Below are 22,067 nucleotides of genomic sequence, written 5' to 3' on the forward strand. Positions count from 1 at the left end.
ATCGGTGCGGACGGGGCCCGGCGGCCGTTCCGGGGCCGCGTCGGGCGCCGTACCGCGGGCTTGTGGTCCACCATCCGGGCACCGCCGTACCGCCCATCGGTACGGCATCGCCGTCTGCTTATCCTGAGCGCATGCTGACCATCACCCAGGCCCTCTTCGACCAGATCGTCGCCCACGCCCGCGAGGACCACCCCGACGAGGCCTGCGGCGTCGTCGCCGGACCGGAGGGGACCGGCCGTCCCGAGCGCTTCGTCCCGATGCTGAACGCGGCCCGGTCGCCCACGTTCTACGAGTTCGACTCCGGCGACCTGCTCAAGCTCTACCGTGAGCTGGACGACCGCGACGAGGAGCCGGTGATCATCTACCACTCCCACACTGCCACCGAGGCGTACCCGTCGCGCACCGACGTCAGCTACGCCAACGAGCCCGGCGCCCACTACGTACTCGTCTCCACCGCCGACACCGACGACGCGGGACCGTTCCAGTTCCGCTCGTTCCGCATCGTGGATGGCGTGATCACGGAGGAGGACGTCAAGGTCGTCGAGGCGTACTGAACGCCCCTGCCCGCATACTGAGCGGCCAAGGTCCACGATGCGAGATCACACTCCGGGATGCGGACCGGGAATCGATACGATGAGCGCATGGTTCTCCCTGACGTGAGCGACAAGACGCCGAGCACCCTGCTGCTCGTTGCGCGGCTGCACGTCGACCTGTGCCGCCTCGCCAGCGCGATGTGTACGGAATTGCGCCCCGTTCGCCCGTAACAGCTCAGCCTGACGTACGAGCGCACCACCAGCCAGCACGACCCCCACGCGCGGGGGCCAGAGCCGCGCGCCCCTACGCCACCACGACAACAGGAGCCCCTGTCATGGCCATCGAGGTCCGCATCCCGACCATCCTCCGCACCTACACCGACGGCGCCAAGGCGGTCGAGGGCAACGGGGACACGCTCGCCGAACTCTTCGCCGACCTCGAGAGCCGCCACAACGGCATCGAGGAGCGCATCGTCGACAAGACCAACGGCGACCAGCTGCGCCGCTTCGTGAACGTCTACCTCAACGACGAGGACGTCCGCTTCCTCGACGGCATCTCCACCAAGCTCTCCGACGGCGACAGCGTCACCATCCTCCCGGCCGTCGCCGGCGGGATGGTCTGATCCCCGATGCGCTACGACTCCCCGCTGGCGGCCGTGGGCAACACGCCCCTGGTCCGGCTCCCGCGCCTGTCGCCCTCCGGTGACGTCCGGATCTGGGCCAAGCTCGAGGACCGCAACCCCACCGGCTCGATCAAGGACCGCCCCGCGCTCCACATGGTCGAGCAGGCGGAGAAGGACGGCCGTCTCACCCCTGGCTGCACCATCCTCGAGCCCACCAGCGGCAACACCGGCATCTCGCTGGCGATGGCGGCCAAGCTCAAGGGCTACCGCATCGTCTGCGTCATGCCGGAGAACACCTCCCAGGAGCGCCGGGACCTGCTCAAGATGTGGGGCGCCGAGATCATCCCGTCCCCCGCGGCGGGAGGCTCCAACACCGCGGTCCGCGTCGCCAAGGAACTCGCCGGGCAGAACCCGGGCTGGGTGATGCTCTACCAGTACGGCAACCCGGACAACGCGGGCGCGCACTACGCCACCACCGGCCCCGAGATCCTCGCCGACCTGCCGTCCGTCACCCACTTCGTCGCCGGCCTCGGCACCACGGGCACGCTCATGGGCGTCGGACGCTATCTGCGCGAGCACCGGCCCGACGTGAAGATCGTGGCCGCGGAACCGCGCTACGACGACCTCGTCTACGGCCTGCGCAACCTCGACGAGGGCTTCGTCCCCGAGCTCTACGACGCCTCCGTGCTGACCACCCGCTTCTCGGTCGGCTCCGCGGACGCCGTCACCCGCACCCGCGAACTCCTCCAGCAGGAGGGCATCTTCGCCGGCGTCTCCACCGGTGCGGCGCTGCACGCCGCGATCGGCGTCGGCAAGAAGGCGGTCAAGGCGGGCGAAACGGCCGACATCGTCTTCGTCGTCGCCGACGGCGGCTGGAAGTACCTGTCGACGGGCGTCTACACGGCGGAAACCACCGAAGCGGCGATCGAGACCCTGCAGGGCCAGCTCTGGGCCTGATCGCACCGGTACGCACCGGTCACAACTTCATACGAACTGTGAGATGTCACCCCTCGTCCCGCCTCTGGGACGGGGGGTGACATCGCACACAACACGGGGCGGCCGAGGAGCGACCGGCCCTTTCGCGCCTTACGCTCGACGGACCGCACGACCTTCCCCCAGCCCTCCCCGTCCACGGAGGTTCCAGCTCCATGAAGCTCACCGTCGTCGGCTGCTCCGGGTCGTTCCCGTCCGCGGAATCGGCCTGCTCGAGCTACCTCGTAGAGGCCGACGGCTTCCGGCTGCTCCTCGACATGGGCAACGGCGCCCTCGGCGAGCTGCAGCGCCACTGCGGTCTCTACGACCTCGACGCCATCTTCCTCAGCCATCTGCACGCGGATCACTGCATCGACATGTGCGGGTACTTCGTCGCCCGCTACTACCGCCACGACGGCGGCCGCTGCCCCGCCATCCCGGTCCACGGCCCCGAAGGCACCGAACAGCGGCTGACCACGGCATACGCCGACACGCCTTCCGCCTCCTCCATGAGCGAGGTGTTCGACTTCCACACCCTGAAGCCGGGGCACTTCGAGATCGGCCCGTTCTCCGTGCGCTCCGAGCGGATGGCGCACCCCGTCGAGGCGTACGGCATCAGGCTGGAGCACGGCGGCAGGACGCTCACGTACTCCGGCGACACCGGCGTCTGCGACAGCCTGGACGACCTGGCCGCGGGCGCGGACCTCTTCCTGTGCGAGGCCTCCTTCACGCACGGCAAGGAGGACATCCCGGACCTCCACCTCAACGGCCGCGAGGCGGGAGCCTACGCGCAGCGCGCGAACGCGGGCCGGCTGGTGCTGACCCACATCCCCCCGTGGACGGACCCCCGCCGCACCCGGAGCGACGCCACGGCCGTCTACACCGGCCCGACGGACGTGGCCCGTCCGGGCGCGGTGTACGAGGTCTGACGCCGCCCCTTCGACGTACGAACGCCTCGGCCCCCGCCCTGTTCTCCAGGACGGGGGCCGAGGCGTTCACCAGGCCGTGCGGCCTACTTCGCCTCTGCCTTCTGCAGCTCGGCGAGTTCCTCGTCGGACTCGCGGCCCGGCGTCGGAAGGTTGAACTTGGTGATCGCGAAGCGGAACACCACGTAGTAGACCGCCGCGAAGCACAGACCGACCAGGGCGAGACCCCACGGGTTCGAGGCGATGCCCAGGTTGAGGAAGAAGTCCACGGCGCCGGCGGAGAAGCCGAATCCGTCCCTCATGCCGAGCGCCCAGGTCAGCGCCATGGAGACACCGGTCAGCACCGCGTGGACCGCGTACAGCACCGGGGCGATGAACATGAAGGTGAACTCGATCGGCTCGGTCACACCGGTGACGAACGAGGTCAGCGCGAGGGAGAACATCATGCCGCCGACGACCTTGCGGCGCTCGGGGCGGGCGCAGTGCACGATCGCGAGGCAGGCGGCCGGCAGGGCGAACATCATGATCGGGAAGAAGCCGGTCATGAACTGTCCGGCGGTCGGGTCGCCCTCGAGGAACCGTGCGATGTCGCCGCTCTTGCCCTCGTAGGTGCCGGCCTGGAACCACGGGAAGGAGTTCAGCAGGTGGTGCATGCCGACCGGGATCAGCGCACGGTTGGCGACACCGAAGATGCCCGCGCCGACGGCGCCCGAACCGACGAGCCACTCACCGAGGTTGTGCAGACCGGTGCCGAGCCAGGGCCAGATCAGCCCGAAGACGATGCCGATGAGCAGACCCGCGAAGGCGGAGAGGATCGGGACGAGACGGCGGCCGCCGAAGAAGCCGGCCCAGTCGGGCAGCTTGGTGCGGTAGAAGCGCTGGTACAGCAGCGCGACCACGATGCCCATGACGACACCGCCGAGGACCTTGGCGTCGACCGCCTGCTCCACCATGACGATCTTGCCGTCGGCGATGGCTTCCTTCTTCGGCAGGCTGCTGTCCGTGAAGGTGGCCAGTACGTTCTTGAAGACGAGGTATCCGGCCACGGCCGCCAGCGCCGTCGAACCGTCCGACTTCTTCGCGAATCCGATCGCGATGCCGACGGCGAACAGCAGCGCCATGTTTTCGAGGAGCGCGCCGCCGCCGGCGGACATGTATCCGGCGATCTTGTTGATGAAGTCCGGGAAGGACTCCCTGCCGAGCATGTCGGGCTGGCCGAAGCGCACCAGGAGCGCGGCGGCGGGCAGCACGGCGACCGGCAGCATCAGGCTGCGGCCGATGCGCTGCATGACAGCCATCACCCGCGTGCCCGTCTTCTTCTTGTCCGCCTCGGGGGCGGCGCTGGCCGTGGACATCAACTTCCTCCTGTGGGCAAGGCGCCGCCGGAGGACATGACTACGGGGAGGGCGGCGTCTCAAGGGGAATGCGGCCTGTGGTCTGGACCGCATGGTCTACACCACTCAGTGGTGTAGACCTGTTGTAGCACGGTGGGGGTTAGATAAGGAACCTTCGGATTTTCCGGACCGGATAACGATCCGGACAACCCACGCGAAGACCCCCCGGGCCGTCATGGTCCGGGGGTTCGCTCACCTGCCCTTATGGGCGGCAGGGCGGTTACTTCGTCGCGTCGCGCTCCATCTCCTCCTGGACCTCCTCCGGCTCCCGGCCGGGCGTAGGAATGTTGAAGAAAGTGATCGACAGTCGGAAGACGACGTAGTAAATCACCGCGAAACACGCGCCGATCGGCAGGATCAGCCAGGGCTTCGTACCCAGATGCCAGTTCACGATGTAGTCGATCAGCCCCGCCGAGAAACTGAATCCCGCGTGCGCGCCCAGCGCCCAGGTGATCGCCATCGACGCGCCGGTCAGCAGCGCGTGCAGCCCGTACAGCAGGGGCGCCACGAACATGAACGAGAACTCGATCGGCTCCGTCACCCCCGTCACGAACGACGTCAGGCCGACCGAGAACATCAGACCGCCGACCCGCTTGCGATGCTCGGGGCGCGCGCAGTGGGTGATGGCCAGCGCGGCCGCGGGCAGGCCGAACATCATGATCGGGAAGAAGCCGGACATGAAAAGGCCCGCGTCGGGATCGCCCGCGAAGAAACGGGTCAGGTCGCCCTGGACCAGCTCGCCGTCCGCGCCCCGGTACTCGCCCGCCTGGAACCAGAAGAAGGTGTTCAGGAACTGGTGCATGCCGATCGGGATGAGCAGCCGGTTCGCGAGACCGAAGATCCCCGCGCCCCAGGCGCCCAGGTCGATCAGCCCCCTCGAGAAGGCCGTCAGCCCGTCGCCGACCGGGTCCCAGAGCAGGCCGAACAGCACGCCCAGCACGCAGCACAGGAACGCCATGATGATCGGGACGAGCCGCCGGCCGTTGAAGAAGCCGAGCCAGTCGACGAGCTTGGTGCGGTGGTAGCGCTGCCAGACCACGGCCGTCAGCAGACCGATCAGGATGCCGCCGAGCACACCCGGGTTCTGCGGGGTGCCCTCCGGCAGTTCCGCGGTCACCGTGCCGTCGACCGGGAACGCCTTGAGCACGTTGTAGTAGACGAGGAAACCGGCGACCGCCGCGAGGGCGGTCGAACCGTCCGACTTCTTGGCGAAGCCGATCGCGACTCCGATGCAGAAGAGAAGGGGAAGCCCCAGGCTGCCGTCGAGAATGCCGCCCCCGCCCAGGATCAGGACCTCCGAGGTCTTGTCCCAGAAGGCCCCGCCGAGATACGCCTCGAACAGCCGGCCGAGGCTGACGAGCAGCCCCGCCGCGGGCAGCACCGCGACCGGGAGCTGGAGGCTGCGGCCGACCTTCTGAAGCCCCTGGAAGAGGCCGTTCCACCACTTCTTCGGTGGCTTCTTCCGCGGCGCGGCCGCGCTCTCGGAGCTCATCGGGGTCCTCCCGGAACAGGCCTGGTTTGGCAGGTGTTGCAGACTGGTGTAGACCAGTCGCGGTACGGTCCTGGGGCCCGGTCGCACGACAGGGCGCCGGTGATCGTCATCTTTCGGTACAAGACGGTTACTCGCCCGTGAAGATGGGCCAACCGTGCGTTACCGTGACAAACCCGGCCTACGGTGGGTCGGGGCGGCAGCCCGTGGCGGTGGGCCAAGCAGCGCTCAACGCTCCGAACGCAGGGAGAAAGACATGGCCAGCAAGGCTGAGAAGATCGTCGCCGGGCTCGGCGGTATCGAGAACATCGAGGAGATCGAGGGCTGCATCACCCGTCTGCGGACCGAGGTCGCCGACCCCGCGCTCGTCGACGAGGCCGCGCTCAAGGCCGCCGGCGCCCACGGAGTCGTCAAGATGGGCACCGCCATCCAGGTCGTCATCGGAACCGACGCCGACCCGATCGCCGCCGACATCGAAGACATGATGTGAGCTGACCCCTCACCCACCACGGCAGCACCACGAGGGGCCTGATTCGACCGACCGGAACAGGCCCCTCACCCGTCTGCCGATAGGCTCGGCACCATGTCTCGAATCGACGGCCGCACCCCCGAACAGCTCCGCCCGGTCACCATCGAACGCGGATGGAGCAAGCACGCCGAGGGCTCCGTCCTCATCTCCTTCGGAGACACCAAGGTCTTCTGCACCGCATCCTTCACCGAAGGCGTCCCCCGCTGGCGCAAGGGCAGCGGCGAAGGCTGGGTCACCTCCGAGTACTCGATGCTGCCCCGCTCCACCAACACCCGCGGCGACCGCGAATCCGTACGCGGCAAGATCGGCGGCCGCACCCACGAGATCAGCCGCCTCATCGGCCGCTCCCTGCGCGCCGTCATCGACTACAAGGCCCTCGGCGAGAACACCGTCGTCCTCGACTGCGACGTCCTCCAGGCCGACGGCGGCACCCGCACCGCCGCCATCACCGGCGCGTACGTCGCCCTCGCCGACGCCATCGCCTGGGCGCAGACGAAGAAGCTCATCAAGGCGGGCAGGCAGCCCCTCACCGGCACCGTCGCCGCCGTCAGCGTCGGCATCGTCGACGGCACCCCCCTCCTCGACCTCTGCTACGAGGAGGACGTACGCGCCGAGACCGACATGAACGTCGTCTGCACCGGCGACGGCCGCTTCGTCGAGGTCCAGGGCACCGCCGAGGCCGAGCCCTTCGACCGCAAGGAGCTCAACGCGCTCCTCGACCTCGCCACCGGCGGCTGCGCCGACCTCGCCGCACTCCAGGTCGAGGCGCTCGCCCGCACCGCGGAGTAAAGCCGCACCGCAGGGTAAAGCCGCACCGCAGGGCAAAGCCGCACCGCAGGGCAAAGCCGCACCGCAGGGCAAAGCCGCACCGCAGGGCAAAGCCGCACCGCAGGGCAAAGCCGCACCGCAGGGTAAAGAAGCAACCAAGAACGCCCCCATGGGCGTCGTAGTACACACGGGCGCACGGGCCGAACCGTGCGCCCGGCCGTATCCCGGGGAGGACCGTTCCACATGTCTGCGCGCCGCCGCACCGCACTCACCATCGCCGCCGCTGCCCTCATCCTGCCCGCCGCCGTCGGCTGCAGCGCCCTCGACAAGGCGCTCGACTGCGTCGAGACGGCCGACGCGATAGCCACCAGCGTCAGCAGACTCCAGGAAGCCGCCTCCACCGCCACCGAGGACCCCACCAAGGCCCGCGAAGCGCTCGACGACATCGACCGCGAACTCGACAGCCTCGGCGACAAGTCCGACGACGCCGACCTCAGCAAGGCCGTCGACGACCTCGGCGCCGGCGTCGACAATGTCCGCAAGTCCATCGAGAACGGCGACGCCACCCCCGACATCAGCCCCGTCACCGACGCGGCCACCGAGATCGGCAAGGTCTGCACGCCCGGATAATCGAGTCCATGACCCGACTGATCCTCGCCACCCGCAACGCCGGAAAGATCACCGAACTCAGGGCCATCCTCGCCGACGCCGGTCTCACCCATGACCTCGTCGGCGCGGACGCCTACCCGGAGATCCCCGACGTCAAGGAAACCGGCGTCACCTTCGCCGAGAACGCCCTCCTCAAGGCCCACGCCCTCGCCAGGGCCACCGGCGTGCCCGCCGTCGCCGACGACTCCGGCCTCTGTGTCGACGTCCTCGGCGGCGCGCCCGGCATCTTCTCCGCACGCTGGGCCGGCCGCCACGGCGACGACCGGGCAAACCTGGAGCTGCTGCTCGCCCAGCTCCAGGACATCGACACCCCCCACCGCGGCGCCCACTTCGCCTGCGCGGCGGCGCTCGCCCTCCCGGACGGCACGGAACGCGTCGTGGAGGGCCGTCTCACCGGCACCCTCCGCCACTCCCCGCAGGGCACCAACGGCTTCGGCTACGACCCGCTCCTCCAGCCCGACGGCGAGTCCCGCACCTGCGCGGAACTGGCCCCGGCGGAGAAGAACGCGATCAGCCACCGCGGCAAGGCCTTCCGGGCGCTGGTCCCGGTGGTGCGGGAACTCCTGGGCTGACGCCCGGTGCAATGCCGAGGGCCCGGTTCGCGACACTCGCGAACCGGGCCCTCGGCATACGTGCGCCCGGTCGGATTCGAACCGACAAACACGACCACCTAAAGATCGCCGCTCAGCCCTTGGCGTACGGGCGCATGCACGCGCGACTACTGTACTGGGCGGGGTCGACGCGGTTGAGTCGAACCCGCCTACGATGTCCTTCCTCGTCCACCTCGGCACCAAGTGCTGGTGACGGCATGGCAGTTGGGACACAGCAGCCGCAGGTTCTCCCGGCGGTCGTCGTTCCGGTCGCCGTTGACGTGGTCGATCTCCAGCGTCATCGGAAGGCCGAACCATTTCGGCCCGGTCCCGCACTCGTCGCACTGCTCGGGGATGCCGACCTCCTTCAGGGCGCGACGCAACACAGCCGTCTTCGTGCGACGCCCGCCGTGACGCTTGACCAGCACCTCGTCCGCCGACTTGGCCGCGCTGTTGGGCCTCCCTCGCTGATGGGCCTGACCCAGGAAGTGTGACGTGTCGATGCCGTGCTCGGCGACAAGCCGACGGAACTGCGCACGATTTCTGGTCGCATGCGATCGAGGATGTAGCGCCGTGTCGAACTCTTCGGGGCCACCCCGAGCTTCACCAGCGCCTCACTCAGCGTCCGCGACGAGCTCGCTGCCTCGGCCAGCAACTCCCGCGTGTACCGACTTGCCTGCATCGTCCTCTCCGCCCCGCCTGCGTGTTCGCGGCCTCGTACGGAGTAACGAACCGACTGTCGGACGGTCACGTCCGGAGAAACGGAACGGCCCGCCCCGCTTGCTGGGGGCGGGCCATGGAAGGCGTCAGATGCCGAGGTCCTTGATGATCTTGGCGACGTGGCCGGTCGCCTTGACGTTGTAGAGGGCGCGCTCGACCTTGCCGGTCTCGTCGATGACGATCGTGGAGCGGATCACGCCGGTCACGGTCTTGCCGTAGAGCTTCTTCTCGCCGAAGGCGCCGTACGCGGTGAGGACCTCCTTGGCGGGGTCGCCGACGAGCGTGACCTTGAGGTCCTCCTTCTCGCGGAACTTGGCGAGCTTCTCCGGCTTGTCCGGGGACACGCCGATGACGTCGTAGCCGGCGCCGGCCAGCAGTTCGAGGTTGTCGGTGAAGTCGCAGGCCTGCTTGGTGCAGCCGGGGGTGAGGGCGGCGGGGTAGAAGTACACGATCACCTTGCGGCCCTTGTGGTCGGCGAGGGAGATCTCGTTGCCGTCGGCGTCGGGCAGGGTGAAAGCGGGGGCGGTGTCGCCGGGCTGGAGTCGCTCGCTCATGGGTCTCCTCGGTGGGGCTGCGGTGCGCGCGGTCGGAATCGGTGTACGGCGTCGAGCGTAATGGGGGTGCCGCCGGGTGCAGTCGTGGCTCAGCTGACAGACTGTCGACGACGGATTACCGGACACGACCACGGAGGCAGCGCGGTGTCGGATGCCAGGACCCCTGCGCAGATCGAGGCGGACATCGTCCGCAGGCGCGAGCAGCTCGCGGAGACGCTCGACGAGATCGGTGTGCGGATGCACCCGAAGACGGTCATGGGTGACGCGAAGGCCAAGGTCGCCGGGGCGGTGGACCGGACGGCGGGGCGCGCGTTCGTCGCGGTGAACCGGACCGTCTCGGACGCGAAGGAGAAGTTCGTGTCCGAGGACGGGTCGCCGAGGCTGGAGCGGGTGGTGCCGGTGGCGCTGGTGGCGGTCGGTCTGGTGGGTCTGCTCGCGGTGTCGGCGCGCAGGCGCCGTTCGTGACCCTGCGGCGCTTCGGGGGCCGCCGGGCAGGTAAGTTCGTCGTGTGAGCGCCAACAGCCATGAGCACAGCCCCCAGCACGACAAGCTGCCCATTCGGATGCTGCACGACCGGGTCCTGGTGAGGACCGACATTCCGGAGGGGGAGCGGCGTTCCAGCGGGGGCATCGTGATCCCGGCGACCGCCGCGGTGGGCCGGCGTCTGGCCTGGGCCGAGGTGGTCGCGGTCGGGCAGAGCGTGCGGACGGTGGGGCCGGGGGACCGGGTGCTGTACGACCCCGAGGACCGGGCCGAGGTCGAGGTGCGGGGCGTGGCGTACGTGCTGATGCGGGAGCGGGATCTGCACGCGGTGGCGGCGGACCGTTTCCAGGGGTCGGAGGACTCCACCGGGCTCTATCTGTAGCGGCGGCGTGAGGGCTGGTGGCCGAGGTCACCGGCCCTTCGTGCTGCCCGGGCCGGGTCGCTTGCTACGTTGGAGGGACCCCGACGAGACGCGCCGTACCGGGCAGGCAAAGACGACGCACCCGTTGTCGTTCGCGTTGTTCCGCGTCTCGGAGGTGCCGTCATGGCCTGGGTTCTGCTCGTTGTCGCCGGTCTGCTCGAGGTGGGCTGGTCGATCGGGATGAAGTTCACCGACGGGTTCACCCGGCTGTGGCCGAGCGTGTTCACGGGTGCCGGGATCGTCGCGAGCATGCTGCTGCTGTCGCACGCCGCGAAGACGCTGCCGATCGGTACGGCCTACGGCGTGTGGGTCGGGATCGGGGCGGCGGGTGCGGCGGTGGTCGGCATGGTGGTGCTGAACGAGCCGGTGACCGCCGCCCGGATCTTCTTCGTGTGTCTGCTGCTGGTCGCGGTGGTCGGTCTGAAGGCGACCTCGGGTCGCTGAGTCTGCCCGGCGGGCCGGGCGGCCTCGCCAGGAGCGGACGGCGTCGGCGGTGTCGCGGTGGGCCCGGTCGGTGTGGTGCTGCCCGGGGTCCCTTCGGGGGAGGTTCCGGGTGCGCCGGGGTGCCGGCTGGTGTCGGGCCGGGCACCGCCGGAGCCGTACGGGCCGCTGTCGCGTCCTTCGCCGGCCTGTTCGCCCGGGTCGCGGGGCCGGTACGCCTCCTCGGGGTCGCCGGAGCCGCTCGGGTCGTTCGGGTCGCTGGGGTCCCGCCGCTCCGGGGGCGGGTCGTCCGCGCCGGGCGCGAGCCGCAGTTCGAAGTCGCGTACCGGGGTGCCTTCGAGGGCGGCCGCGGTGTACTGCCCCCAGATCTCCGCGGGTGCGCCGCCGCCGTTGATGCGTGACATGCCGAGCGCCCCGTACAGCGATGTCTGGGTGCCGGTCTTCGGGTTCTGTCCCATGACGGCGACGACGGTGGCGAGTTCCGGGGTGTAGCCGGCGAACCAGGCGGCTCTGTCCTCCTCCGCGGTGCCGGTCTTGCCGGCGGCGGGCCGGCCGGCGGACTGGGCGGCGGAGCCGGTGCCGCCGTCGACGACGCCGCGCAGGACGTAGGTGGTGGTGTCGGCGGCCTCGCGGCTGACGGCCCGCACGGTGCGGGTTTCGGGGATCGCGACGTCGACGCCGTTCTTGGTGATCTTCTCGACGAGGGTGTACGGGGTGTGCCTGCCGTGGTCCGCGAGGCTGGCGTACGCGCCGGTCATGTCGAGGACGCCGGCGGTGGCCGGGCCGAGGGCGATGGAGGGGGAGGGACTGAGGTCCGGGGTGGTGCTGGGCAGGCCGAGGGCGATGGCGGTGCTCATGACGCGGGCGGGGCCGACGTCGACGGCCATCTGTGCGAAGACGGCGTTGACGGAGTTGTCGGCGGCCTCGCGGACCGTGATCGGGCCGTACGAGACGTCGTCCTCGTTCTCGGGGGCGTAGCGGGGACCGTTCCAGCCCTGGACGGGGCGTTTGCTGTCGCCGACGTAGATGGCGTTGGGGGCGATGGGCCGGCCTTCCTGGGTGACGGCGTGGTTGTCGAAGGCGGCGGCGAGGACGAACGGTTTGAAGGTGGAGCCGACCTGGTAGTCGCGCCGGGTGGCGTTGTTGACGTACTGCTGGGTGTAGTCGATGCCGCCGTACATGGCGACGACCTTGCCGGTGCCCGGTTCGATGGAGGCGCCGCCGACGCGGACGTCGCGGTCGGCCTCGCGTTCGCTGTCGAGTTTCGAGATCACCCGGTCGTTGACGGCGGCGGTGAGCGCGTCCTGTCTGGCGCGCTGGAGTGTGGTGGTGATGCGGTAGCCGCCGGTGGCCAGGGTCTGCTCGTCGAGGATGCCGCGGGCGGCGAGATGGTCCTCGACGGCCTGGACGATGTAGCCGCCCTGGCCGGACAGCCCGCTGGAGGGCCTCGCCTGACGGGGCATGGGGAACGTCAGGTTCCTGCGGTCCTCGCGGCTGAGCCAATTCTCCTTGACCATGCCGCCGAGGACGTAGTTCCAGCGGGCGACCGCCGCGTCCTTCTTCTCGGGGTGGGTGGCGGCGTCGTAGGAGTTGGGCGCGTTGAGGAGTCCGGCGAGGTAGGCGCCCTGTGCGACGTCGAGGTCTTCGACGTCCTTGCCGTAGTAGGCGTGGGCGGCGGCCTGGATGCCGTAGGCGTTGCGGCCGAAGTAGCTGGTGTTGAGGTAGCCCTCGAGGATCTCGCGCTTGCTCTGGTTGCGGCCGAGCTTGATGGCGATGAAGAACTCCTTCACCTTGCGGGTGACGGTCTGTTCCTGGCCGAGGTAGTAGTTCTTGACGTACTGCTGGGTGATGGTGGAGCCGGACTGCTTGCCCTTGCCGGTGACGGTGTTCCAGGCGGCGCGGACCATGGCCTGGGGGTCGATGGCGGGTTCGCTGTAGAAGTCGCGGTCCTCGGCGGCGAGTACGGCCTGCTGGACGGGGAGCGGGATCCTGTCGAGGGAGACGTTCTCGCGGTTGATGTCGCCGTCACGGGCGATGTGGGTGCCGTCCGCGTAGAGGTAGACGTTGGTCTGGGCGGTGGCGGCGGCGTTGGCGGGCGGGATGTCGACGAGCAGGTAGCCGGTGACGAGGGCGCCGATGGCGAGCAGCGACGCGATGAGCAGGCTGCCGACGGTGATGCGCCAGGTGGGGACGGCGCGGCGCCAGCCGGTGCGCCGGGGGCGGCGTTTGCGGGTCTTCTTCGCGCCCGCGGTGGCGGTGGCTCCGGCGGCCGGCGGCCCGTCGTCGCCGGGCTTGGTTCCCGCGTCGGGGTCGTCGGCCGGGGGGATGGCGTCGGCCGTGGCGGAGTCCTCGGGGGTGTCCGGATCGGGGTCCGGGGCCGGGTTCGTGGCGGGGTCCTCGGCGGCCGCAGGTCCGCTCTCGGCGTCGGGGGCCTCGTCCGCGCCGCGTTCGGGTTTCTTGTCCTCGGCCTTGCCGCCCTTCCCCTTGTCAGGGGTCTTCTCCTTGGCTTCGGCCTTGTCGGACGGGTCGGCTGCCGTCGCGTCCCGGGGTGTCCAGCCCTGCTGCTGCGGCTCGTCGCTCATGAACCCATACTGCACTTTTTCGCCTGTTATCCCCCGTATTCCGGCGCTCCCGGCACCGGAAATCCCCTCGCGGTGGCCGACCGTGCTCGGCTAGGGTCTTCCGTTTGGATCAGGCCGGATCAGCGAGGTGCGGTGCCAGGGCACGCGAGCCCGGCAAGATCCGAACGAGAGGCCCTGGGGTCGTGCGCTTGGTGCCCGGGTGGTCGCGTGGAGGGGGAGTGGTCGTGCGGCTCTATGCGGTCGTCGCGGCGGGTGGGTTCCGGCGCTATGCGACGTACCGGGTGGCGACGGCGGCGGGGGTGTTCACCAACACCGTCTTCGGCTTCATCCTGGCGTACACCTATACAGCCCTCTGGGACGCGCGTCCGCAGCTGGGCGGATACGACCAGTCCCAGGCGCTCACCTATGTGTGGCTGGGCCAGGCGCTGCTGATGACCTGCGCCATGATGGGCGGCGGCTTCGAGGACGAGCTGATCGAGCGCATCCGCACCGGTGACATCGCCATCGACCTCTACCGCCCGGCCGACCTCCAACTGTGGTGGCTGGCCGGGGACCTGGGCAGGGCGGCCTTCCATCTGCTGGGGCGGGGCATCGCGCCGATGGTGCTCGGCGCGCTGGCCTTCGACCTGGCGCTGCCCGCCTCGCCGTTGACGTGGCTGGCCTTCCTGGTGTCGGTGGCGCTGGGTGTGGTGGTGAGCTTCGCCGTGCGGTTCCTGGTGGCGCTGTCGGCGTTCTGGCTGATGGACGGCGCCGGGGTGATGCAGATGTGCTGGCTGGCCGGCCTGTTCTTCTCGGGGATGCTGCTGCCGCTGAACCTCTTCCCCGGGCTGCTCGGCGAGGTGGCGAGAGCCCTGCCGTGGTCGTCGCTGCTCCAGGTCCCCGCCGACGTGTTCCTCGGTACGTACACGGGCTGGGGCCTGCTCCAGGCGTACGCCTTCCAGGGCGGCTGGGCGCTGGCGCTGCTGGCGGCCGGGCGGATGCTCCAGTCGGTGGCGACGCGCCGGGTGGTGGTCCAGGGTGGCTGACGCGCTCAGGGCGTACGGGCTGATCGTCGCGATGTGGGTGCGCTCCACGATGGCGTACCGGGCGTCGTTCGCGATGACGGCTCTCGGGAACTTCGCGGCCACCGGCCTGGACTTCGTCGCGATCCTGCTGATGTTCTCGCACGTCGACACGCTGGGCGGCTACACGCTGCCGGAGATCGCGTTCCTGTACGGGACCACCAGCACGGCCTTCGGCCTCGCCGACCTGGTGATGGGGTCGATGGACCGGCTGGGGCGCCGCGTACGCGACGGGACGCTCGACACGCTGCTCGTGCGGCCGGTGCCGGTGCTCGCACAGGTCGCGGCGGACCGGTTCGCGCTGCGCCGGCTCGGGCGGATCACGCAGGGGCTGCTGGTGCTCGCGTACGCACTGGTGAGCCTCGACATCGACTGGACGGCGGCGAAGGCGGCGATGATGCCGCTCATGCTGCTGAGCGGCAGTGCGATCTTCGCGTCGGTGTTCGTGGCGGGCGCGGCGTTCCAGTTCTTCGCGCAGGACGCCGCCGAGGTGCAGAGCTCGTTCACGTACGGCGGGAACACCCTGCTCCAGTATCCGCCGTCGATCTTCGCGAAGGACCTGGTGCGCGGCGTGACGTTCGTCGTGCCGCTGGCCTTCGTCAACTGGGTGCCGTCGCTGTACGTGCTGGGCCGCGACGACCCGATCGGCCTGCCCGACTGGTTCGCGCTGCTGCCGCCCGTCGTCGCGGCGGGCTGCCTCGGGCTCGCGACGCTGGCCTGGCGGGCCGGGCTCCGTTCGTACCGCAGTACGGGAAGTTGAGGGCACAGTGGATTTCATCGAACTCGACGGCGTCGAGAAGGTCTTCGACGTACGGCGCAAGAAGGGCCGGCTGCGCAGGGAGAGGCACCAGGTGCGGGCCGTGGACGGGATCAGCTTCACCGTCCCGCGCGGTGAGATGGTCGGCTACATCGGCCCGAACGGCGCCGGCAAGTCCACCACCATCAAGATGCTGACCGGCATCCTCACCCCCAGCGGCGGCCGGCTCCGGGTCGCGGGCATCGACCCGGCGAAGGAGCGGACCCGCCTCGCGCAGCGGATCGGCGTGGTCTTCGGGCAGCGCACCACGCTCTGGTGGGACCTGCCGCTGCGCGACTCGTACCGGCTGATGCACCGTATGTATCGCATACCCGACCCGGTGTTCCGGCGGAACATGGACCGCTGCGTCGAACTGCTGGACCTGGCCGAGCTGTTGAACGTGCCGGTGCGTCAGCTGTCGCTGGGGCAGCGGATGCGCGGCGACATCGCGGCCGCGCTGCTGCACGACCCGGAGGTGCTGTACCTCGACGAGCCGACCATCGGGCTCGACGTGATCTCCAAGGCCAAGGTCCGGGAGTTCCTGCGCGACCTGAACGCGGAGCGCGGCACGACGGTCCTGCTGACCACGCACGACCTGACCGACATCGAGCAGCTGTGCAAGCGTGTGATGGTCATCGACCACGGGCGGCTCATGTACGACGGGGCGCTCGCCGGACTGCACGAGATCGGCGAGAGCGAGCGGACCCTGGTGGTGGACCTGGAGCGGGAACTGCCGCCGATCGAACTGGCGTCGGCGCGGACGCTGAAGGTGGAGGGGCCGCGGCAGTGGCTGGCGTTCCCCGCCTCGGCGTCGGCGGCGCCGCTGGTGGCCGAGCTGGCGCAGCGGTATCCGCTGGTGGACCTGTCGGTGCGGGAGCCGGACATCGAGGCGGTGATCGCGAAGATGTACGCGGAGCGGGCGGGGTGACGGGCGTGCGGGCGGCTCGGCTCTGCCTTGTGTGCGGACCGGCCGTGGCCCGCACACAAGGCCTGTTCACCGGGCGAGGCGCTCAGTCGGTGCCGAACTCCATCGCGGCGCGGTCGAGCATCTCCTCGTCGCCGGAGACCTCGCCGCGGGACGCGATCGCCTCGGCGCCACCCTGCGGCATCGCCCCGATCAGCCCGGTCGACGCCGCCTGCGCTGCGCCGACGAGCGCGCCCTGGCCGGTGCCGACCATGCCGAGGCCCGCGTACTGCTCGAGCCTGGCGCGGGAGTCGGCGATGTCGAGGTTGCGCATGGTGAGCTGGCCGATCCGGTCCACCGGGCCGAACGCCGAGTCCTCGGTGCGCTCCATCGACAGCTTGTCCGGGTGGTAGCTGAAGGCGGGGCCGGTGGTGTCGAGGATCGAGTAGTCCTCACCGCGCCGCAGCCGCAGTGTCACCTCGCCGGTGACCGCCGAGCCGACCCAGCGCTGCAGCGACTCGCGCACCATCAGCGCCTGCGGGTCCAGCCAGCGGCCCTCGTACATCAGCCGGCCGAGGCGCCGGCCCTCGTTGTGGTACTGGGCGAGGGTGTCCTCGTTGTGGATCGCGTTGACGAGGCGTTCGTACGCCGTGTGCAGCAGCGCCATGCCGGGCGCCTCGTAGATGCCGCGGCTCTTGGCCTCGATGATCCGGTTCTCGATCTGGTCGGACATGCCCATGCCGTGGCGGCCGCCGATCGCGTTGGCCTCCATCACCAGGTCGACGGGGGAGGTGAACTCCTTGCCGTTGATCGTCACGGGCCGGCCCTGCTCGAAGCCGATCGTCACGTCCTCGGCGGGGATCTCCACCGCGGGGTCCCAGAACCGCACGCCCATGATCGGGTTCACGGTCTCGACGCCCGTGTCCAGGTGTTCCAGGGTCTTGGCCTCGTGGGTGGCGCCCCAGATGTTGGCGTCGGTCGAGTACGCCTTCTCGGTGCTGTCGCGGTAGGGCAGCCCGTGGGCGAGCAGCCACTCCGACATCTCCTTGCGGCCGCCGAGCTCGGTCACGAAGTCCGCGTCCAGCCAGGGCTTGTAGATGCGCAGGTGGGGGTTGGCGAGCAGGCCGTAGCGGTAGAACCGCTCGATGTCGTTGCCCTTGAACGTCGAACCGTCGCCCCAGATCTGTACGTCGTCCTCGAGCATGGCCCGGACCAGCAGGGTGCCGGTGACGGCGCGGCCGAGCGGCGTGGTGTTGAAGTACGCGCGCCCGCCCGAGCGGATGTGGAAGGCGCCGCAGGCGAGCGCGGCGAGGCCCTCCTCGACCAGGGCCGCCCGGCAGTCGACCAGACGCGCGATCTCGGCGCCGTACGCCTTCGCGCGGCCGGGCACCGAGGCGATGTCGGGCTCGTCGTACTGGCCGATGTCGGCGGTGTAGGTGCACGGGACGGCACCCTTGTCGCGCATCCAGGCGACGGCGACCGAGGTGTCGAGGCCGCCGGAGAAGGCGATGCCGACACGCTCGCCGGTGGGCAGTGAGGTGAGGACCTTGGACATGGTAAGAGTATGCATGGTCTCGCATGATCATGCAATATGCGGTCGGCAGAGACGAGACCGAGAGGCTCTTTCGAAGGCGGCGCCTGGGTCCAACACGCGGGACTGCGGCAGGAAACCGCCGAACCGCTCTGCCCGGCGAATTTCTTGGCCGGTTTGACTAGGCTGACCGTATGACGAGCGAACTCCCCGAGATGCGTGCCTCCGATGCCGAACGGGAGCGGGTCGCCGAACGGCTGCGGGACGCCGTCGCCGAGGGCCGGCTCGACATGGACGAGTTCGATCAGCGCCTGGACGCGGCGTACCGGGCGCGTACGCACGGCGACCTGGAACCGCTGGTACGGGACCTGCCCGCACCGGCCGGCTCCGGCGCCACCGTCGCTCCCGCCTCCGGACCGGTGCCGGACCGCGGCTCCTGGTCCGGGCGCGTCGGCAGCCCGGCGACGTCGAAGTTCGCGTTCTCGTTCTGCGGGGGCTTCGGGCGCCGGGGGAGCTGGACGATCGGCCGGAGGTTCACCGCGTTCACACTGATGGGCGGCGGCGAGCTGGACCTGCGCGAAGCCCGCTTCGAGGACGCCGTGACCGTGATCGACTGCATCGCGATCATGGGCGGCATCCAGGTCACCGTGCCGCCCGGCCTGAACGTGGAGGTCAAGGGCATCGGCCTGATGGGCGGCTTCGACGAACACGGCCGCGTCGACGCCGACCCGGACCCGGCCGCGCCCCGCGTGATCGTCAGAGGGCTGGCGCTGATGGGCGGGGTGGGTGTGGAGCGCAAGCTCACGAGAGCGGAGAAGCAGCGGCTGAAGGCGGAGCGGGAGCGGGAGCGGAAGCTGACGAAGGGGAACGACCGTAAGGAACTGGGCGAGGCGTAGCCGCGCGGGTCGCGCTGCGGGGCGTGTCCGCTGCGCGGGGCGTGTTCCCCTCCCCGCCCCTTCCCGAGACCAGGCTCTGCCCGGACGCGCGCCTCGAACGCCGGCGGGGCTGGAACTTGCCCGTCTCGTCGGGGCGCTGCCCCGAGCCCCGCGCCTCGAACGCCGGCGAGGCTGGAACTTGCCGGGCAACTCAAGCCCGGCCGGTGTTTGAGGCCACCGCGCGGAGCGCGGTACGGGGTCCGGGGGCGGAGCCGCCGGTTTCGGGAAGGTGGGGGTCACCCCGCGGCCGCCAGGCCGCAGGGGGAGGGTAGGGGTCAAGCTCGCCGCAGGCGCCACGCACCCGCCGCCCCCTACAGCGCCCTCACATCCACCACGCTCCCCATCCGCACATACCCCGCGTCGCTCGGATGCAGATGATCCCCCGAGTCGTACACCGCCTTCATCCGCCCCGGCGCGTACGGATCCCGCAGCGCCGCGTCGAAGTCGACGACCGCGTCGAAGATGCCGCCCGAGCGGATCGCCGTGTTGATCTTCAGGCGTTCGGCCTGCGCGGCCGCCGTGCACCGCGGGTGGCCGCCGCACGGCGTCAGCGTGGAGCCGATCACGCGCCAGCCGCGGGCGTGCGCGCGGTCGGCGAGTTCCGTCAGGCCCGCGGTGACGTTCTCCGCCGTGGGCGCGTGGGGCGCGCGCAGTACGTCGTTGATGCCGATGGCGACGATCACGGTCCGTGCGCCGGACCGGGTCAGGACGTCGCGGTCGAAGCGTTCCAGCGTGCTGGGGCCGCGCCCGTACTCGAGCAGCCGGTTGCCGCTGATGCCCTGGTTGAGCACCCCGTAGCGGCCGCCGAGCCGGTCGGCGAGGACGTCGGGCCAGCGCTGGTTGGAGCCGGGGGTCGAGAGCGCGCCGTCGGTGATCGAGTCGCCGACGGCGACGATCGCGCCGCGCGCCTGCGAGGTCAGCACGTCGACGGCGGTGACGTGGTGCCAGGAGCTGGTCAGGTCCTCGTACCCGGCGCCCGTCTCGTCCTGCGTGGCGTCGCCGTCCGCGACGTAGGACGTCTGGAGGGCGTACGGGTGGGTGGTGACCGGCCCGCCGGGCCCGGGGGTGTGGACGGAGACCAGCAGGTCGTCGTCGTACGGGATACGCAGTACGACCGCGTCGCTGACGATCCGCCCGCCCGGGTCGACGGTCACCTCGTACGCTCCGCCGAAGGTGATCCGGCGCAGGCTGCCCTCGACGGCGGCCGGGCCGGCGCCCGCACGCACGGCGAGCGACGCGCCGCTGATCCGCAGCGGCTCGGTGCCGTACAGGTTCGAGAAGGTGACGCGGGCGGCGGTGCCGCCGATGCTGGTGTGCACCACGTTCCGTACGGAGCGGCCGTCGCGTCCGCTGGGCCTGCCGACCACGGAATTGGCCGGGGCGGCGTCGACGGGGCTCGCCGACCAGGTGCCGATCCACTCGGGCACGGCCGCCGGGGGAGTGCGGACCTCGGGCTTCTTCTTGACGGCGCCGACACCGAGGTAGATTCCACCGCATATGAGGGCAATTGTGGTCATGAGGGCTGCGAGGTTCACATACCCCCGACGCTTATTCATGCACACATCATCTCGCACGGTCCGGGAACTCGATGCGCGGCCCGGGAGTACCTGATGTAGGGACGAGTGGCAGGGGCGTCACGGACGGACGCGGTCGCGGACGGGTGGAGCGGATGGAACGAAGAGAACCGGGCGAGCCGGGGGAGCCGGGCGAGGCGGGGGAGCCGGGCGAGGCGGGGGAGCCGGGCGACGGCGAACGGGCCGCCGGCGTCGGCGTCGGGCGCGACGGGGGCGTGCACATGGAGGACGGGGCCGTGGGCGCCGGCGTCCGCGGTACCCGGCCCGCGCCCTCCACCGCGCTGCCCTCGTTCGCGTACACCGAGGCCGACGAGGAGAAGCGCCGCGGCGTACGCCGGATGAAGACGACCGCGACCGCGCTGCTGGGGCTCGTCGCACTGGTCTTCGTCCTCGCCACCTGGGCGAAGAACGCGGGCCTGGGCGACTGGACCGGTTACGTCGCGGCCGCCGCGGAGGCCGGCATGGTCGGCGCGCTCGCCGACTGGTTCGCCGTCACCGCCCTCTTCCGTCACCCCCTCGGCATCCCCATCCCGCACACCGCGATCATCCCGAACAAGAAGGACCAGCTCGGCGCCTCCCTCGGCTCGTTCGTCGGCGAGAACTTCCTCTCCTCGGACGTCGTACGGGTCCGGCTGCGCGCCGTCGGCATCGGCAGCCGGCTGGGCGCCTGGCTCGCGGAGCCCGCCCACGCCGACCGGGTCACCGCCGAGCTGTCCACCGCCCTGCGCGGCGCGATGACCGTGCTGCGGGACTCCGACGTCCAGGCGGTCGTCGGCGAGGCGATCACCCGCCGCGCCGAGGCCGCCGAGATCGCGCCCGGCCTCGGCAAGACACTCCAGAAGGTCGTCGCGGACGGCGCCCACCGCCGCGCCGTCGACCTGATCTGCTCCCGTGCGCACGACTGGCTTGTCCTGCACTCCGACTCCGTGATGGACGCGGTCGAGGGCGGGGCGCCCGGCTGGACGCCGCGCTTCGTCGACCGGAAGATCGGCGACCGCGTGTACCGGGAGCTGCTGCGTTTCCTCGCCGAGATGCGTGACATGCCCGGCCACCCGGCGCGCGGGGCGATCGACCGGTTCCTCGGCGACTTCGCCGCCGACCTCCAGTCCGACACGGACACCCGCGCCCGCGTCGAGCGCATGAAGTCGGAGCTGCTGTCGCGCTCCGAGGTCCAGGACGTGATCGCGTCGGCCTGGTCCTCCGTACGCGCAATGATCATCTCGGCGGCCGAGGACGACCGCAGCGAGCTGCGCCTGCGGGCCCGGGCCTCGCTGCTCTCCCTCGGCTCGCGCCTCGCGACGGACAGCCGGCTCCAGGCGAAGGTGGACGGCTGGGTCGAGGACGCCGCGGTGTACGTGGTGACGACGTACCGCGGCGAGATCACCTCGCTCATCTCGGAGACAGTCGCCAGCTGGGACGCGGAGCACACGTCCCGGAAGATCGAGGCGCACATCGGCCGTGACCTGCAGTTCATCCGGATCAACGGCACGGTGGTCGGCGCGCTGGCCGGCCTGGTCATCTACACCGTCGCCCATGCGCTGGGCGCGTGACCGGTCCCTGCCCGACGGTCGC

Annotated in this window: 23 protein-coding genes, 1 tRNA gene, 1 pseudogene and 1 riboswitch; of the genes and pseudogenes, 17 read left to right on the forward strand and 8 right to left on the reverse strand. The window is 70.4% G+C overall.

Translation table 11 applies throughout. The annotated features are described in order from the left end of the window. Positions 1–131: 131 nt before the first annotated feature. From ACFYOP_RS00525 to ACFYOP_RS00545, 5 genes are all read left to right on the forward strand, one after another. Positions 132–554 (forward strand): M67 family metallopeptidase, encoded by a 423-nt coding sequence (locus ACFYOP_RS00525; RefSeq protein ID WP_356889386.1) that lies wholly within the window; start codon positions 132–134, stop codon positions 552–554. 87 nt (positions 555–641) lie between these two features. Beyond that, positions 642–764 (forward strand): putative leader peptide, encoded by a 123-nt coding sequence (locus tag ACFYOP_RS00530; protein WP_356889388.1) that lies wholly within the window; start codon positions 642–644, stop codon positions 762–764. A gap of 104 nt (positions 765–868) precedes the next feature. Beyond that, positions 869–1,156, forward strand: a complete 288-nt coding sequence (locus ACFYOP_RS00535) for a MoaD/ThiS family protein (RefSeq protein ID WP_356889390.1) — start codon at positions 869–871, stop codon at positions 1,154–1,156. 6 nt (positions 1,157–1,162) lie between these two features. Beyond that, positions 1,163–2,113, forward strand: coding sequence for a cysteine synthase (locus ACFYOP_RS00540; protein ID WP_356889392.1), 951 nt, complete (start codon positions 1,163–1,165; stop codon positions 2,111–2,113). 191 nt (positions 2,114–2,304) lie between these two features. Then, the gene (locus ACFYOP_RS00545; RefSeq protein ID WP_356889394.1) at positions 2,305–3,057 is read left to right on the forward strand and encodes an MBL fold metallo-hydrolase; all 753 of its coding nucleotides are present in this window, start codon (positions 2,305–2,307) and stop codon (positions 3,055–3,057) included. A gap of 83 nt (positions 3,058–3,140) precedes the next feature. On the opposite strand, the gene ACFYOP_RS00550 is transcribed toward ACFYOP_RS00545, so the two are convergent. After that, the gene (locus ACFYOP_RS00550) at positions 3,141–4,409 is read right to left on the reverse strand and encodes a PTS transporter subunit EIIC (RefSeq protein WP_356889396.1); all 1,269 of its coding nucleotides are present in this window, start codon (positions 4,407–4,409) and stop codon (positions 3,141–3,143) included. Positions 4,410–4,668: 259 nt separating this feature from the next. Further along, the gene (locus ACFYOP_RS00555) at positions 4,669–5,940 is read right to left on the reverse strand and encodes a PTS transporter subunit EIIC (protein ID WP_356889398.1); all 1,272 of its coding nucleotides are present in this window, start codon (positions 5,938–5,940) and stop codon (positions 4,669–4,671) included. Between the two features lie 154 nt (positions 5,941–6,094). Between ACFYOP_RS00555 and ACFYOP_RS00560 the strand changes: the two genes are divergently transcribed. The 4 genes from ACFYOP_RS00560 (at position 6,095) to rdgB (ending at position 8,475) form a co-directional block, all read left to right on the forward strand. Beyond that, on the forward strand, positions 6,095–6,427 hold the full coding sequence (locus ACFYOP_RS00560) for a PTS glucose/sucrose transporter subunit IIB (RefSeq protein WP_356889400.1): 333 nt from the start codon (positions 6,095–6,097) through the stop codon (positions 6,425–6,427). 93 nt (positions 6,428–6,520) lie between these two features. Next, complete coding sequence (gene rph, locus ACFYOP_RS00565) at positions 6,521–7,255, forward strand: ribonuclease PH (RefSeq protein ID WP_356889402.1); 735 nt, start codon at positions 6,521–6,523, stop codon at positions 7,253–7,255. A gap of 222 nt (positions 7,256–7,477) precedes the next feature. Next, positions 7,478–7,864 (forward strand): hypothetical protein, encoded by a 387-nt coding sequence (locus ACFYOP_RS00570; RefSeq protein ID WP_356889404.1) that lies wholly within the window; start codon positions 7,478–7,480, stop codon positions 7,862–7,864. Positions 7,865–7,872: 8 nt separating this feature from the next. Continuing rightward, positions 7,873–8,475, forward strand: a complete 603-nt coding sequence (gene rdgB / locus ACFYOP_RS00575; RefSeq protein ID WP_356889406.1) for an RdgB/HAM1 family non-canonical purine NTP pyrophosphatase — start codon at positions 7,873–7,875, stop codon at positions 8,473–8,475. 61 nt (positions 8,476–8,536) lie between these two features. Here the strand turns inward: rdgB and ACFYOP_RS00580 are convergent. The 3 genes from ACFYOP_RS00580 to bcp all read right to left on the reverse strand — a co-directional run bounded on the left by ACFYOP_RS00580 (position 8,537) and on the right by bcp (position 9,767). After that, positions 8,537–8,609 (reverse strand) — tRNA-Leu (locus ACFYOP_RS00580). Between the two features lie 54 nt (positions 8,610–8,663). After that, entirely contained in the window at positions 8,664–8,879 is a 216-nt protein-coding gene (locus tag ACFYOP_RS00585) for an HNH endonuclease (RefSeq protein ID WP_356889408.1), read from the reverse strand. Between the two features lie 420 nt (positions 8,880–9,299). After that, positions 9,300–9,767: a thioredoxin-dependent thiol peroxidase gene (bcp, locus tag ACFYOP_RS00590; RefSeq protein ID WP_356889410.1), complete on the reverse strand. Its 468-nt coding sequence runs from the start codon at positions 9,765–9,767 to the stop codon at positions 9,300–9,302. 144 nt (positions 9,768–9,911) lie between these two features. On the opposite strand from bcp, the gene ACFYOP_RS00595 reads away from it, so the two are divergent. From ACFYOP_RS00595 to ACFYOP_RS00605, 3 genes are all read left to right on the forward strand, one after another. Beyond that, a complete protein-coding gene (locus ACFYOP_RS00595; RefSeq protein ID WP_356889412.1) occupies positions 9,912–10,232 on the forward strand; it encodes a DUF3618 domain-containing protein in 321 nt (106 codons plus the stop codon). 43 nt (positions 10,233–10,275) lie between these two features. After that, a complete protein-coding gene (locus ACFYOP_RS00600) occupies positions 10,276–10,632 on the forward strand; it encodes a co-chaperone GroES (protein ID WP_356889414.1) in 357 nt (118 codons plus the stop codon). A gap of 55 nt (positions 10,633–10,687) precedes the next feature. After that, a riboswitch (guanidine-III (ykkC-III) riboswitch) is annotated at positions 10,688–10,754 on the forward strand. Positions 10,755–10,794: 40 nt separating this feature from the next. Beyond that, the gene (locus ACFYOP_RS00605; RefSeq protein WP_356889416.1) at positions 10,795–11,115 is read left to right on the forward strand and encodes a multidrug efflux SMR transporter; all 321 of its coding nucleotides are present in this window, start codon (positions 10,795–10,797) and stop codon (positions 11,113–11,115) included. Between the two features lie 50 nt (positions 11,116–11,165). Here ACFYOP_RS00605 and ACFYOP_RS00610 read toward each other — a convergent pair. Beyond that, positions 11,166–13,694, reverse strand: a pseudogene (locus ACFYOP_RS00610) (transglycosylase domain-containing protein); the annotation flags it as partial. Positions 13,695–13,918: 224 nt separating this feature from the next. Here ACFYOP_RS00610 and ACFYOP_RS00615 point away from each other — a divergent pair. Genes ACFYOP_RS00615 through ACFYOP_RS00625 form a run of 3 tightly spaced genes read left to right on the forward strand, consistent with a single transcriptional unit; the run spans position 13,919 to position 16,479 of the window. Continuing rightward, a complete protein-coding gene (locus ACFYOP_RS00615; protein ID WP_356889418.1) occupies positions 13,919–14,719 on the forward strand; it encodes an ABC-2 family transporter protein in 801 nt (266 codons plus the stop codon). After that, positions 14,712–15,515 carry an ABC transporter permease gene (locus ACFYOP_RS00620; RefSeq protein WP_356889420.1) on the forward strand — a complete coding sequence of 268 codons (804 nt, stop codon included), beginning with the start codon at positions 14,712–14,714 and terminating at the stop codon, positions 15,513–15,515. Before ACFYOP_RS00615 ends, ACFYOP_RS00620 begins: the two co-directional genes overlap by 8 nt. A gap of 7 nt (positions 15,516–15,522) precedes the next feature. Further along, the gene (locus tag ACFYOP_RS00625) at positions 15,523–16,479 is read left to right on the forward strand and encodes an ATP-binding cassette domain-containing protein (RefSeq protein WP_356889422.1); all 957 of its coding nucleotides are present in this window, start codon (positions 15,523–15,525) and stop codon (positions 16,477–16,479) included. A gap of 82 nt (positions 16,480–16,561) precedes the next feature. On the opposite strand, the gene argG is transcribed toward ACFYOP_RS00625, so the two are convergent. After that, complete coding sequence (argG, locus tag ACFYOP_RS00630; RefSeq protein ID WP_356889424.1) at positions 16,562–18,010, reverse strand: argininosuccinate synthase; 1,449 nt, start codon at positions 18,008–18,010, stop codon at positions 16,562–16,564. A 170-nt stretch (positions 18,011–18,180) separates the two neighbouring features. Between argG and ACFYOP_RS00635 the strand changes: the two genes are divergently transcribed. Beyond that, complete coding sequence (locus ACFYOP_RS00635; RefSeq protein ID WP_356889426.1) at positions 18,181–18,882, forward strand: DUF1707 domain-containing protein; 702 nt, start codon at positions 18,181–18,183, stop codon at positions 18,880–18,882. 350 nt (positions 18,883–19,232) lie between these two features. On the opposite strand, the gene ACFYOP_RS00640 is transcribed toward ACFYOP_RS00635, so the two are convergent. Further along, on the reverse strand, positions 19,233–20,477 hold the full coding sequence (locus tag ACFYOP_RS00640; protein WP_356889428.1) for an SGNH/GDSL hydrolase family protein: 1,245 nt from the start codon (positions 20,475–20,477) through the stop codon (positions 19,233–19,235). Between the two features lie 113 nt (positions 20,478–20,590). On the opposite strand from ACFYOP_RS00640, the gene ACFYOP_RS00645 reads away from it, so the two are divergent. Beyond that, the gene (locus tag ACFYOP_RS00645; RefSeq protein WP_356889430.1) at positions 20,591–22,045 is read left to right on the forward strand and encodes a DUF445 domain-containing protein; all 1,455 of its coding nucleotides are present in this window, start codon (positions 20,591–20,593) and stop codon (positions 22,043–22,045) included. The last annotated feature ends 22 nt before the right edge of the window (positions 22,046–22,067 follow it).

Origin of the sequence: Streptomyces sp. NPDC006294 (assembly GCF_042870895.1) — a bacterium.
Lineage (GTDB): Bacteria > Actinomycetota > Actinomycetes > Streptomycetales > Streptomycetaceae > Streptomyces.

What these genes read in the sequence shown, in the direction of transcription:
- ACFYOP_RS00540 (WP_356889392.1), top strand. Translation starts at nt 1,163, where the DNA reads ATGCGCTACGACTCCCCGCTGGCGGCCGTGGGCAACACGCCCCTGGTC.
- rph (WP_356889402.1), top strand. Translation starts at nt 6,521, where the DNA reads ATGTCTCGAATCGACGGCCGCACCCCCGAACAGCTCCGCCCGGTCACC.
- rdgB (WP_356889406.1), top strand. Translation starts at nt 7,873, where the DNA reads ATGACCCGACTGATCCTCGCCACCCGCAACGCCGGAAAGATCACCGAA.
- ACFYOP_RS00555 (WP_356889398.1), bottom strand. Translation starts at nt 5,940, where the DNA reads ATGAGCTCCGAGAGCGCGGCCGCGCCGCGGAAGAAGCCACCGAAGAAG.
- ACFYOP_RS00545 (WP_356889394.1), top strand. Translation starts at nt 2,305, where the DNA reads ATGAAGCTCACCGTCGTCGGCTGCTCCGGGTCGTTCCCGTCCGCGGAA.
- ACFYOP_RS00645 (WP_356889430.1), top strand. Translation starts at nt 20,591, where the DNA reads ATGGAACGAAGAGAACCGGGCGAGCCGGGGGAGCCGGGCGAGGCGGGG.
- ACFYOP_RS00530 (WP_356889388.1), top strand. Translation starts at nt 642, where the DNA reads ATGGTTCTCCCTGACGTGAGCGACAAGACGCCGAGCACCCTGCTGCTC.
- bcp (WP_356889410.1), bottom strand. Translation starts at nt 9,767, where the DNA reads ATGAGCGAGCGACTCCAGCCCGGCGACACCGCCCCCGCTTTCACCCTG.
- ACFYOP_RS00535 (WP_356889390.1), top strand. Translation starts at nt 869, where the DNA reads ATGGCCATCGAGGTCCGCATCCCGACCATCCTCCGCACCTACACCGAC.
- ACFYOP_RS00605 (WP_356889416.1), top strand. Translation starts at nt 10,795, where the DNA reads ATGGCCTGGGTTCTGCTCGTTGTCGCCGGTCTGCTCGAGGTGGGCTGG.
- ACFYOP_RS00525 (WP_356889386.1), top strand. Translation starts at nt 132, where the DNA reads ATGCTGACCATCACCCAGGCCCTCTTCGACCAGATCGTCGCCCACGCC.
- argG (WP_356889424.1), bottom strand. Translation starts at nt 18,010, where the DNA reads ATGTCCAAGGTCCTCACCTCACTGCCCACCGGCGAGCGTGTCGGCATC.
- ACFYOP_RS00550 (WP_356889396.1), bottom strand. Translation starts at nt 4,409, where the DNA reads ATGTCCACGGCCAGCGCCGCCCCCGAGGCGGACAAGAAGAAGACGGGC.
- ACFYOP_RS00635 (WP_356889426.1), top strand. Translation starts at nt 18,181, where the DNA reads ATGACGAGCGAACTCCCCGAGATGCGTGCCTCCGATGCCGAACGGGAG.
- ACFYOP_RS00640 (WP_356889428.1), bottom strand. Translation starts at nt 20,477, where the DNA reads ATGAATAAGCGTCGGGGGTATGTGAACCTCGCAGCCCTCATGACCACA.
- ACFYOP_RS00570 (WP_356889404.1), top strand. Translation starts at nt 7,478, where the DNA reads ATGTCTGCGCGCCGCCGCACCGCACTCACCATCGCCGCCGCTGCCCTC.